This is a genomic window from Bacillus cereus group sp. N11, assembly GCF_016483605.1.
Lineage (GTDB): Bacteria > Bacillota > Bacilli > Bacillales > Bacillaceae_G > Bacillus_A > Bacillus_A toyonensis.
The window spans coordinates 188,864-201,825 of record NZ_JAEHBN010000001.1; the positions used below are offsets into that span (position 1 = coordinate 188,864).

Below are 12,962 nucleotides of genomic sequence, written 5' to 3' on the forward strand. Positions count from 1 at the left end.
TTACATATTGAGGTGAAAAAGGAATGAATGCGCGGCTAATGGAACTTATTGATGTGAGTACAATAGAAACCATGGCAGAACAATTTTATAAATTAACCAACATATCACATCAACTTCTTGATGCTGAAAACGAATGTATATTTTCATTTGGAATTAATGAAATGAAAGTATGTAAACTTCCAAAAATTGAAATCCCCCTTTTCTTATACAATCAATATTTAGGATCTTTTGTTGTATGGTCCAAACGAAGCGAAATTTTCAATTGCCAAAAATATTTTGAAATGCTTTCTAACCTTATTATAACTGGGGTGAAAAAAGAAGTTCAAAGTAAAAATATATCGTTACTTTCTCGAAAAGAGGAAGAACTACATACGATCTTACAAAACATGCCTGTTATGGTTGATGCGCTTGACTATAATGGAGATTTTGTTTTGTGGAATCGAGAATGCGAGATTGTAACAGGTTATACTGCTGAAGAGATAATTGGGAATCCAAACGCTCTTCAATTACTGTATCCTGACCATAATTATCGCCAGCAAATACAAAATAAATTTTTGACTCGTGGAAAAAATTTTAGAGATTGGGAAATGAGTTTAACATGTAAAAATGGAGAAATTAAAACGATAATGTGGTCCAATATATCAGAGCAATTTCCTGTAACAGGATTTAGTTACTGGGCTGTTGGGGTAGATATTACACATTTAAAAGCAATAGAAGAGCAATTAAAACAACAAACCTCTGAATTAGAATTAATTTTCAAAGCTTTACCAGATTTATGTTTTTTAACAGAAGATGATGGGACAATTATAGATTATAAAGCAGGATCCCCTACAAAATTTTACGTGCCCGCAGAAGCTTTTATGGGAAAAAAGTTTTACGAAATATTACCGTCTCCAGTAGCACGGCAATTTCAAGAAGCAATTCGCCAATTGAAAGATGAAGGAAAGAATGTAATTGTAGAATATCTTCTAACAATTAATGGAAGTATTGATTTCTTTGAAGCTAGATGTTTACCATTATTACAAGATAAAATTATGATCATTGTCCGCGATATTACAGAGCGGAAAAAGGCAGAAGAATTGCTAAATAAATCAGATACACTTGCGGCAATTGGTCAATTAGCAGCCGGTGTAGCTCATGAAGTGAGAAACCCATTAACTGTAATTAAAGGATTTATACAGTTATTCCAAATTAATAAAGAGGATCAAGAGAAATATTTTGACCTTATGCTTTCCGAAATAGAAAGAATAGAAGCAATTCTCCAAGAGTTTTTGTCGATTGCTAAAACTGATGAAATAAATACAGAAAAGAAAAATATTTATCAAATTTTTAAAAATGTCGTATCACTAATTAATACAAAAGCAATCATGACAAATATTCAAGTTGAACTATTTACAGATTCCGAAGAGATAATCATTGAATGCTCAGAAAATCAATTGAAACAAGTTTTTATTAATATTTTGCAAAATTCAATTGAAGCAATGCTAAATGGTGGGAAAATTTCAATTCATATAAAAGAAATACATAAAAATGGTGTCATTATTAGTGTAATAGATGAAGGAATAGGAATACCTGAAGAAAGAATTAAAAGATTAGGTGAACCTTTTTATAGTACGAAAGAAAAAGGTACCGGTATTGGATTGATGTTAAGTTATAAAATTATTGAAAGTCATCAAGGAACAATAAGTATAATGAGTGAGGTTGGTGTCGGGACAACTGTAACGATTTACTTGCCAAAAATGCAGAGTAAACAATCTCTATCAAATTGTGATGATAGATGTATTTCAATACGTTCTAATATTAAATCTTAAAATACTTAATACCCAATAACAAAGCTAAGCTTTTGTTATTGGGTATTTTTATATTTAATTTAGTAAACTTTACCTTTTCTTTATGTTTGTTTTAATTTCTATTAAGTTTTGAACATTATATTTATATGCGTACAAAGTAATGTGTGGAAATTGTACATTACTTTTAATATAGAAAGCGTAAAAGTATTAAAAATGTTGTAAGGAGGAGATTATGACGAGGTGAAAAAGAAAGAGAAAAAGAGTGGTAGAGCAATACCGATGCGCTTAAATATTTTATTCTTTTGTGTATTTTTATTATTTTCTGCCATGATTATACAGTTAGGTAAAGTACAAATTGTCGATGGAGAGACATATAAAAATGAAGTAGAGAAGAGAGAAAATGCAACTGTGAGTCTTTCTGTCCCGCGTGGGAAAATATTTGATCGAGAAGGGAATCCAGTTGTTGATAATAAGTCTTTACGCACGATTACGTATACAAAGATGAAAGGTGTAAAATCAGAAGATATACTAAAAACTGCAAGACAACTTGAGGAAATAATTGAAATGCCGCAAGAAGATATAGACAAGTTAACTGAGACGGATAAGAAAGATTTTTGGATGCAATTAAATCCAAAACTCGCACAAAATTTAATATCAAAAAAAGAAATAGACAAGTTTAGGGAAAAAGATATTACGGGTAAAGACCTAGATAAGAAAATAGAAGATTTAAGAAGAAAGCGTGTTACAGATAAAAATCTTCAAGAGTTAACAACTCAAGATATAAAAGTGTTAGCTATTAAAAGTAAAATGACTGCAGGTTACCAAATGGCTCCTCAAATTATTAAAAAAGATGTGAGTGAAAAGGAATATGCAAAAGTTAGTGAAAATTTAGGGAATCTTTCAGGGGTAGACGCATCGGTTGATTGGGAGAGACACTATGTAAATGATGGCTTATTTCGTTCAGTCCTTGGAAACGTTTCGAATGCTGATGAAGGATTGCCACGTGAACGATTAGATTATTATTTAGTGCGTGATTATAGCCGAAATGACAGGATAGGGAAAAGTTACATTGAGCAGCAATACGAGGATGTGCTTCACGGCTCGAAAAAAGAAGTGAGAAGTATAGCTGATAAGCAAGGAAATACAATGAGAATGGAAACAGTTTCTGAGGGGAAAAGTGGGAAAAATTTAACGTTAACAATTGATATGGAATTACAGAAAAAAGTTGAAGAGAGCATAGAAAAAATATTAAAGGCATATAAAGGTTCAGAATCAATGTTAGACCGTGCTTTCGTTGTAATGATGAATCCGAAAAACGGCCAAGTATTATCAATGGCTGGGAAAAAGCTTATAGAAAAAGACGGAAAAACGGAAGTAGAAGATTATGCTTTAGGTACGATGACAAGTTCATATGAGCTTGGATCAACTGTTAAAGGTGCAACAGTATTAACAGGATTTGAAACGAAAGCTATAACACCAGGTACATATTTTTATGATGCACCAATGAAGTTTAAAGGAACTAAGGAAAAAAAGTCTTGGAAAGAGTTCGGAAATATTGATGATCTAAGGGCGTTACAAGTTTCTTCAAACGTTTATATGTTTAATACAGCATTGAAAATTGCAGGAGTAGATTATGTGAAAAATAGTTCGTTAAATATTAAACAGGAATATTTTGATAAAATGAGGTATTATTTCAGGCAATTTGGATTAGGTGTTCCAACTGGTATTGATTTACCGAACGAAACAGCTGGACAAATTGGTAAAAAAGATAATCAACCTGGTTTCTTACTAGACTACTCGATTGGACAGTATGATACGTATACACCACTTCAGCTTGTACAGTATATTTCGACTATCGCAAACGGCGGTTATCGAATGAAACCACAAATTGTTCAAGAGATTAGAGAACAAACCGCTCAAAAGGATGAAATCGGTAAAGTGATGCATGCAATAGAACCTGTTGTTTTAAATAGAATTGATATGAAAGAAGAATATATCAATCAAGTAAAAGAAGGGTTTAGAAGAGTATTCCAAGAAGGGGATGGAACGGGAGTAAGGGCGTTCCAAAAAGCACCGTATAAACCAGCTGGCAAAACAGGAACTGCACAGACTGTATACGGTGGAGAAAGTGATATTGGGAGAAATGAGAAAGGCGATCGTATAGAATGTTATAATTTAACATTAGCAGGATACGCACCATATGATGATCCAGAAGTAGCATTTTCCGTTGTAGTACCATGGGTTAAAAATGATAAGTCTGGTATTAACTCTGATATTGGAAAAGAAGTTTTAGATGCTTATTTTGATTTGAAAAATATGCGATTAACTGGCGAAGCACTAAAAATAGATGACTCTAAAGAGAATTAAAATATACGAAACGTCTCTAGCGTTTATATGAACTAGAGACGTTTTTACATACGAATAGATTAGAAATGAGGTATATATGAAGCAATTGATTCTAAAAGATTGGAGAAAAATATGTAGCTATATTTTAATTATAATAGGAATTATTAGTATTAATAAGTCATTTTTATTTTGTATGGTAGAAGGAATTTCGATGCAACCTACTTTGAATGAAAATAATCGCATACTAGTTAATAAGGCTAGTATCTATTTTTCTTCTTTTCATCATGGTGATATTGTAATAATAAAAAAAGAAGACGAGCCTACATACTACGTGAAACGAATTATTGGATTACCAGGGGATAACGTACAAATAAGAAACGATGTGGTATATATTAACGGTAAAAAGCGAGATGAGTTGTATATACAGTTAGATATGTCACAAGTATCAAATCGTTTTTCAAACTTTAGAGAGATGAAAGTTCCCTCGCATAAATTATTTGTACTAGGGGATAATCGTAATCATAGTATGGATAGTAGGAATACACTTGGACTGATCGATGAGTCACATGTAATAGGTAAAGTAAAAATGGTATATTATCCATTTGATCAAATAAAATGGTTAAAATAATTCTATTAATTATTCACGTTTTATAAAATAATTCATATATTAATAGCATAGGACAAGCAGAAAGGCTTATCCTAACCTCACAGAACACTCCTTATCACAGTTAGGCATCTACTTATGTAGATGCCTTTTCCGATGAATAATAATTATTTATCAACCTAAAGTAGCAAGCGTATTGGGACTATTAGGGGAAGATTTCTTGTAATAATAACAGTACGATTAATAAGAACATTGAATTGTAAGGAGTGAGAAATACGTGTTGAATATTTTAATAGTTAATTTTCCTGCAGAGGGACATGTAAATCCTACATTAAGTTTAGTAAAGGCCTTTACTGAAAGAGGAGATAACGTACACTATATTACAACGGAAAACTTTAAGGAAAGGCTTGAAGTTTTGGGAGCTATTGTACATACTCATCCGGATTTATTAAAGGAAATTTCTATTGATAATGAAACTTCATATGGATTAAAATCTTTCTTTCGTGTAAATGTTCAAACTTCTTTATATATATTAGAAATTACGAAAGAATTATGTAAAAGCATAAATTTTGATTTCGTAGTTTATGATATATTTGGTGCCGGAGAGTTAGTAAGGGGATATTTACAAGTTCCAGGCATAGTTTCCTCTCCTATATTTTTAATTCCACCAGAAGTATTGGAAACCTTGCCTTTTCATCCAAATGCAGAAAAACAATTCCAACCCGATGAACTCTCTGAAAAGTTACTGTATCAAATGGAACATGAATTTGGAGTGCAGCCCAAAAATCATCTTCAATTTATGCAAAATAAGGGAGACATTAGTCTCGTGTATACAAGTCGTTATTTTCAACCTAATAGCGATTCGTTCGGAGAAAAGAATGTTTTTATTGGGCCGAGTATGATAAAGCGCAAAACAAATATAAAGTTTCCACTTGAATTGCTTTCAAAAAAGAAAGTTATTTATATTTCAATGGGAACACTTCTTGAAGGGCTCGAACCATTCTTTAATACTTGTATTGATGCTTTTTCAGATTTCGAAGGAATTGTAGTAATGGCAATCGGTGATAGAAATGATATGTCAAAAATTAAGCAAGCTCCAGACAATTTTATTATATCCCCTTACGTACCTCAATCAGAAATATTAAGTGAATCAAATGTTTTTATTACACATGGTGGAATGAATAGTGTACACGATGCAATTCATTACAATGTCCCATTTGTGATAATACCGCATGATAAAGATCAACCTATGATAGCGCAAAGATTAACTGAACTTGAGGCAGCACATAGATTATTGAAAGAGCATGTTAATGTGCAAACTTTAAAAGAGGCGGTAACAGACGTTCTTTCAAATGAAAAGTATAAACATGGCATTCGAAAACTGAATGAAAGTTTTTTAGAGTGTGGTGGTTCCAAAAGAGCCATTGCAGTTATTGATGCTCTTTTAAATAAATAGTTCGGACAATATACAAGCATAGAGGCTCTACCTTTATGCTTGTATATTATTATCCAGCAAATTGTACAGCAGTATTTGCATGTAAAAAAGCAGTATCAAAAACAGGAACAGTAAGGTCATTTTGGGAAATAAGTAATGGTATTTCAGTACAGCCTAGTAATATACCTTCCGCACCGTTTTGAATTAATGAATTGGTAATTTGTATTAGTTTCTCTCTTGAAGTTTCTGAAATAATGCCTCTACTTAATTCGTTTAATATGACGTGATGGATAAAAGTTCTTTCTTCGTCATTTGGGATAATTGTCTCAATGTTATATTTTGCTAGTCGTGATGTATAAAAATCTTGTTCCATCGTTTGTTTCGTTCCTAATAGTCCGATACGTTTTATATTTTGTTCTACCATTTCTTTAGCACTTATATCACCGATATGAAGAAGTGGAATTGATATTGCTTGTTCTACTTCCTCAGCAAATAAATGGACTGTATTTGAACACATTAATAAACATTCCGCCCCGGACTTTTCAACCTTTTTAGCAACTGTGACTAATTCGTTTTTTACTTCTTCATATTGATGGTTTTGTAATAAAGTAGTTACTTCTCCAAAATCCATACTATATAAAACGAGCTTCGCATTTTGATCGTATTGAGAGAGTGTTAGCGTATTAATATGTTTATAGTATAGTGATGTAGATTCCCAGCTTAACCCACCAATTAAACCAATTACTTTCATCATACATTCCCCCCTGTAACAATTTTGAATCCATTATTTCATAATTCCGATAAGAATACAATGATTTAAATACACTATTTAATAAAAAATAAAAATAATTAGAAAAGTGTTGAAATTTATCTTTCTTAGTGCCATAATACGAATTACAAATTAATACTTATCCAGAGAGGTGGAGGGAACGGCCCTAAGAAACCTCAGCAACCCCTATGTGCATTCATAGGAAGGTGCTAATTCCGCAGAGGACACGATGTGTTTTTTGAAAGATAAGAGGATTCTTGCACGTGAAAGAAAATGACCTCTTATGTAAGAGGTCATTTTTTGTTGTATAGAAAGGGAGTGTCGATGCATAATTCATTATTAAAATAAATATAGAGTAATGAAAGCTGACTAATTTGAGAGGAGAATTGAAATGAACAAATTATCAACAAAGTTAGTAGTAGCAATCGGAATCGGAGCAGCTTTATATGGGATATTAGGACTTTGGGGATTTACTATTGCACCAAATACATTTATTAAACCTGGATTAGCTATATTAACCATTTTTGGAGCGTTATTTGGTCCAGTAGCAGGACTGTTAATAGGACTTATCGGTCATACCGTAACAGATACGATCTCTGGCGGGGGGATTTGGTGGGGCTGGGTTCTGAGCTCAGGAATTATTGGTTTTGCGATGGGGCTCATTCAAAAAAGAGGTGGGTTTAATGTGAAAAATGGGTCGTTTAGTAAGGGAGATATTTCTTATTTAGCAATTACTGGTTTAGTAGGTATTGTCATTGCTATTATATTTGCTGGGGTATTCGATATTATCGTGATGGGAGAACCGTTTGACAAAATTGTTATACAAGTATTAGGGGCAACCATTGCTGATGTTATTGTTTTCTTAGTTCTTGGATTACCGATTACAATTGGCCTAGCAAAATCGAATAAAAAACATACACATTTAAAAATTGAAAAGTAGGGATGTTAACATGCAACCAATTATTTCGTTTGAAGAATTCAGCTTTCAATATGAGCATGCAGCACAGCCTACTTTGAAAGATATTACATTTCATATCAACCCTGGTGAAAAAGTACTAATTGCTGGACGAAGCGGTTCTGGGAAGTCGACATTAGCTCATTGTATTAATGGGCTAATCCCATTTTCGTATGAAGGGATTAGTACTGGTAACGTATTAATTGCTGGTAAAGACCCGAGGAAAGGCAGTATTTTTGAACAGAGTAAGCATGTAGGAACAATATTACAAGATCAAGATGCTCAGTTTATTGGACTTACAGTAGAAGAAGATGTCGCTTTTTATTTAGAAAATGAATGTGTAAATCAAGATGATATGAAAAAGAGTGTTGCAGACTCATTAACAAAGGTAAAGATGCATACTTTTCGTAAACAAAGTCCGCATGAATTATCAGGAGGACAAAAACAAACGGTTTCTCTTGCAGGTCTCTTAACAACAAATGCGGATATATTATTGTTCGATGAACCTTTAGCAAACTTAGATCCGCTAAGCGCCATACATACGATAGAACTTATGAAAGATATACATGCACAAACTAATAAAACAATTGTAATTATTGAACATCGAATAGAAGAAATATTAAAATTGGATTTAGATAAAATGATTTTAATTGATGAAGGTAAAGTCATTACGGTAGGGACTCCGGAAGAAATATTAGCATCAAATATATTGCCTCGTATTGGCTTAAGGGAGCCGATTTATATTGAAGCATTAAAGAGATTACATTTTGATAGTAATAATGCCGTAATATATCCACTGGAAAAAATTCAAAAGGAAAAAATTAGTGGCGTTTTAAAAGAATGGATGCAGAAGCAAGTTTTTTTAAAAGATGCTACTAAAAATAAAGAATTATTAAGAGTAGAGAATTTATCATTTTCCTATCCTAATAGACAAAGAGTATTGGAAAATATAAATTTTTCGATAAGTAAAGGAGAACTTATCGCTCTTTTAGGACACAATGGAGCTGGAAAATCAACATTAGCTCACAGTCTTATTGGTATAAATAAAACAAGTAATGCAGGGATTTTATTAGATGGAGAAAATATTAGTTCTTGGTCTATTCGTAAGCGTGGGGAGATGATCTCTTATGTGATGCAAAATCCAAATCATATGATTACACAACCTACTGTTTTAGAAGAGGTTTCATTCACATTAAAATTAAAAAAGTTTTCTAAGGAAGAAGTTAACTATAGAGCTGAAGAATCATTAAAAATCTGTGGTTTATATCCATTTCGTAATTGGCCAATTCAGGCATTAAGCTATGGGCAGAAAAAGAGATTAACTATCGCATCTGTATTAACAACAAATCCTAAACTTATCATATTAGATGAACCGACGGCTGGACAAGATTATTATCATTATAAACAGTTTATGTCATTTATTAGAAACCTGGCTAAAAAGGGAATATCCTTTATTTTCATAACACACGATATGAATCTAGCATTAGAATATGCAGACCGAGCGGTAGTCCTACATGAGGGAGAAATCATTGCGGATAATACTGCAACTACTGTATTAGGACATAAAGAAACGTTACAAAGAGCCAATCTAAGAGAGAGTTCTTTATTCGAACTTGTTACATTTAGTGAAATTTCATGTCCAGAAAAGTTTATGGAACTTTATTGCGATGTTAGTAGGAGGGAGGAAAATGCATAATACATATTTTCGTCGTATGGACGGGGCTGTGAAATTAGTTTTGTTTATATTTTGTATGACGCTTACTTTTATGTTTTTTGATTTTCGCATATTACTAATTTTATTTATGTTTGGATGTATCGGACTCTTACTTGCTAAAATTCCACTTCGTAAAATTTTACTTATTTTTACTGTTATATTTACATTTAGTTTATTAAACACTGTTATGATTTTATTTATTACACCGACTCATGGATCTGAATTAACTGGATCGTATACTTCGTTTTTACATATTGGTTATGCAACAATTACATATGAAACATTATTTTATGCAGTTACACTTTCATTAAAATATTTTACGTTGTTACCATTTACACTTATCTTTATTTACACGACAGATCCAAGTGAATTTGTAAGTGGCTTAAGTAAACTTGGTATTCATTATAAGATTACATATGCAATAAATATTGCACTACGTTATATACCTGATATTCAGTCCGAATATAAAATTATTAAACATGCGCAAGAAGCGAGAGGAGTAGCTTTTGAAAAAGGGGAAGCGAGCTTATGGATTCGTATGAAAAACCGTATTTTAATTTTCTGGCCGCTAATCATTCATTCTCTAGAAAGAATCGATACCGTTTCAAATGCAATGGATTTAAGAGGGTTTGGAAAGAAGGATAAACGTACGTGGTTCTATACAAGTAAAGCGGAAAGTGGTGATTTCATTGCTTTATTTACAGGTGTTTTTATTTTAATGGCTGCAGTATATTTAAAATTAAATGTATTTCAAAACTTTTGGTATCCATTTTAAAGCACTCGTAATCGAGTGCTTTTACTTATTTTTAAGTAGACATGCTCAAAAAAGGGATATATACATAATGTATAATACGAACCAGTTAAAATGATCAACTACCTATTAGTTTTCAAACCAAAAGGAGGAAAAAATATGAGTTACGGTGGTTCTTGTGGTTTTGGTGGAGGTTTCGCTTTATTAGTTGTGTTATTCATTTTATTAATAATTGTAGGATGCAGCTGTTGGGGCGGAGGATACTAATTTTTAATTAGTCTTCACAAATGTAAACTTAAAAAACATAGAAGATACTTATGTATCGAGACAAAGAAAAAAGGAGCTATTATGCTCCTTTTTTCTTTGTTATATATTTTTATCTTTTGGGAATGTAATCGTTAAAGCCGTTCCTTTACTAACGGTACTTTGGATTTTTAAATTACCATGCATCGTTTCAATAATTTTAACAGCAACCATCGTACCTAAACCAGTACCTTTTGATTTTGTACTAAAATAAGGTTCGCCAAACCTGTTAATTTGCTCTTGTGACATTCCAATTCCGCTATCTTCAATTCGTATTATAACTTTATTATTGCTTATAGTGGAGGATATATTTAAGGTACCACCATTAGGCATTGCTTCAATACTATTTTTTATTAAGTTTAAAAAACATTGTTGAAAGTGCTGTTTATTACCAACAATGGTTGCCTTTGAGAAATCTTTTGTAATATGTATCGTATTCATATTACATAATGGCAATATCATATTAATAGCTCGATTTAACTCTTGGTCTATTGAAATATGATCTAGTTTTTCTGGTGCTGGTTTAGCAAACGTTAAATAGTCATCAATAATCTCTTGCGCACGATTTAATTCTTCAAGTATATGTTCAATGTATTCGTCCCTTGATTCAGGAGATAAATTTGGTGTTTTTAAAAGTTGTGTAAATCCCTTTACGACAGTTAAGGGATTTCTTACTTCGTGCGATATACTAGCAGCAAGTTGACTAACGATCTCCATCTTTTCCATTTTAATTAATTTTGAGCGCATAAATACTGCATCTTTTAAAACTTCATTAAAATAAACAATAAATAACATTAAAGTAGTCGGTAATAATATGAAATAAATAATATATAAATTATTTACTTCAAATTCTGATAATGTTAGTACAATCACAGTTGTAAATATTGCTAGGAAAAAAGTTAAAAACATAGCAAAAGCTACTTTAACCTTTCTATTGTATGTATTAAATTTTGTAGATGCGAATGCTGTTATGATGAACATTGTGCCATAAACAATAACTGTTAACATGTTAAATCCATAAAATAAAACTCTTGTAATTAATAAAATAGTAAACAATATAATGCCGACAGGGAATCCACCATAAAGTGTACCTATTATTACTGGGATTTGTCTTAAATCATGAATACAACTTTCATCCATATAGATAGGGTATCTCATACATAAAATAAGTGGGATACTCGTACAAAGAATAATAAGCAGTCTTTTATATTTCTTCAAATAGCGCCTGTTATCATATATAAAATAAAAAATAAATATACTACTTAAAATGTAAAGAAGATTATTTAATACATTTTGATTAATATAAACAAAGTCCATAATATTAGCCTCGTCATTCTGAATTTCCATTTCATATGTATTATACATGATAAAAGTATAAACTCTATATTTGTTTTAAAAATATAAGCTTATATCATTTTAGCACTAGATACTTTTAACCATGCTTCATAAAATTCTTTTACTGATGTATACCGTTCTGCACGGTTTTCATTCACAGCACGAGAGGCAACCTCATATAATTCTTTACTTGCATCCCATTTTATAAAGGAACGATCTTTTTCACCACCTAAAAGTGCGAAAGCTACCGCGCCCATATTAAATACATTTGTTTTTTCATCAATTATAGCGTTTAGCTCAAATTCTTCAGGAGACATAAAACGAGAGGAACCCCATAGTCTTCCCATTTTATTTATGTATGGTTTTTTAGAGTATAAATCAATATCACAAATCTTCGTCTCATTTGTACTAAAATTATGTAAAATACTACCGTCATAAAAATCTATAGCTACATAGTTTTTCTGTTCTACATGAGCATGGAAAGAAAAAATCGCATTCAATGAATAAATTCGTTCCACAACAGTTAAATGTCTAAATTTATAAAATGGAGAGTTTGGATTTTTATATTTCTCAGAAGGTGGGAAACTCCAATGTGGGTGAAGCGATTCCCCATCAAACCAATCAAATATTAAAACATATCCATTATGTATTGGAAAGTGTTCAATTAAAGTTATTAGTGATTCATGTTTTAATTCATCGTAAAGGGAAACCGATTTTATTAATGTTTCAATAGCGGCCTCTGGAGTTCCATTATATGCAATTGTTTGTGCTCCTGCATATTTAACAAATTTCTTATGACCATCCTTTTCTACACCAAAACATATATTACCCGAATCTTGTTGGTCAAAAACGGCAAATACAGTTCCTAATTTCAAAAGCCAATCAAAATTATGATGTTCTTTTAATTGTAATGTTACTTGATTCAACTGAATTTTAACTGGAATATCTTTCATAATGTAC

Annotated in this window: 11 protein-coding genes and 1 riboswitch; of the genes, 8 read left to right on the top strand and 3 right to left on the bottom strand. The window is 31.7% G+C overall.

The window, feature by feature from the left end; all coding sequences use genetic code 11:
• Positions 1-23 precede the first annotated feature (23 nt).
• The 4 genes from JDS98_RS00960 to JDS98_RS00975 all read left to right on the top strand — a co-directional run bounded on the left by JDS98_RS00960 (position 24) and on the right by JDS98_RS00975 (position 6,196).
• Entirely contained in the window at positions 24-1,811 is a 1,788-nt protein-coding gene (locus JDS98_RS00960; RefSeq protein ID WP_199633440.1) for a PAS domain-containing sensor histidine kinase, read from the top strand.
• A 219-nt stretch (positions 1,812-2,030) separates the two neighbouring features.
• Positions 2,031-4,157: a peptidoglycan D,D-transpeptidase FtsI family protein gene (locus tag JDS98_RS00965; protein ID WP_097958593.1), complete on the top strand. Its 2,127-nt coding sequence runs from the start codon at positions 2,031-2,033 to the stop codon at positions 4,155-4,157.
• A 76-nt stretch (positions 4,158-4,233) separates the two neighbouring features.
• Positions 4,234-4,764, top strand: coding sequence for a signal peptidase I (gene lepB / locus JDS98_RS00970; RefSeq protein ID WP_199633441.1), 531 nt, complete (start codon positions 4,234-4,236; stop codon positions 4,762-4,764).
• A gap of 253 nt (positions 4,765-5,017) precedes the next feature.
• The gene (locus JDS98_RS00975; RefSeq protein WP_199633442.1) at positions 5,018-6,196 is read left to right on the top strand and encodes a macrolide family glycosyltransferase; all 1,179 of its coding nucleotides are present in this window, start codon (positions 5,018-5,020) and stop codon (positions 6,194-6,196) included.
• Positions 6,197-6,245: 49 nt separating this feature from the next.
• Here the strand turns inward: JDS98_RS00975 and JDS98_RS00980 are convergent, their stop codons facing one another.
• Positions 6,246-6,929 carry an aspartate/glutamate racemase family protein gene (locus JDS98_RS00980; protein ID WP_141555912.1) on the bottom strand — a complete coding sequence of 228 codons (684 nt, stop codon included), beginning with the start codon at positions 6,927-6,929 and terminating at the stop codon, positions 6,246-6,248.
• Between the two features lie 151 nt (positions 6,930-7,080).
• Positions 7,081-7,196, top strand: a riboswitch (SAM riboswitch).
• Positions 7,197-7,335: 139 nt separating this feature from the next.
• Here JDS98_RS00980 and JDS98_RS00985 point away from each other — a divergent pair.
• From JDS98_RS00985 to JDS98_RS01000, 4 genes are all read left to right on the top strand, one after another.
• Positions 7,336-7,884, top strand: a complete 549-nt coding sequence (locus JDS98_RS00985) for an ECF-type riboflavin transporter substrate-binding protein (RefSeq protein WP_001038218.1) — start codon at positions 7,336-7,338, stop codon at positions 7,882-7,884.
• A gap of 10 nt (positions 7,885-7,894) precedes the next feature.
• Positions 7,895-9,595, top strand: coding sequence for an ABC transporter ATP-binding protein (locus tag JDS98_RS00990; protein ID WP_098711292.1), 1,701 nt, complete (start codon positions 7,895-7,897; stop codon positions 9,593-9,595).
• Complete coding sequence (locus JDS98_RS00995) at positions 9,588-10,388, top strand: energy-coupling factor transporter transmembrane component T family protein (RefSeq protein WP_199633443.1); 801 nt, start codon at positions 9,588-9,590, stop codon at positions 10,386-10,388. The genes JDS98_RS00990 and JDS98_RS00995 overlap by 8 nt, the downstream gene beginning before the upstream one ends.
• Positions 10,389-10,523: 135 nt before the next feature.
• Positions 10,524-10,631, top strand: coding sequence for a YjcZ family sporulation protein (locus JDS98_RS01000; protein ID WP_000120182.1), 108 nt, complete (start codon positions 10,524-10,526; stop codon positions 10,629-10,631).
• Between the two features lie 99 nt (positions 10,632-10,730).
• Here JDS98_RS01000 and JDS98_RS01005 read toward each other — a convergent pair whose 3' ends face one another.
• Both JDS98_RS01005 and JDS98_RS01010 read right to left on the bottom strand, forming a co-directional pair.
• Positions 10,731-12,032, bottom strand: a complete 1,302-nt coding sequence (locus JDS98_RS01005) for a sensor histidine kinase (protein WP_016108521.1) — start codon at positions 12,030-12,032, stop codon at positions 10,731-10,733.
• A 41-nt stretch (positions 12,033-12,073) separates the two neighbouring features.
• Complete coding sequence (locus JDS98_RS01010) at positions 12,074-12,955, bottom strand: serine/threonine protein kinase (protein WP_199633444.1); 882 nt, start codon at positions 12,953-12,955, stop codon at positions 12,074-12,076.
• Between the last annotated feature and the right edge of the window lie 7 nt (positions 12,956-12,962).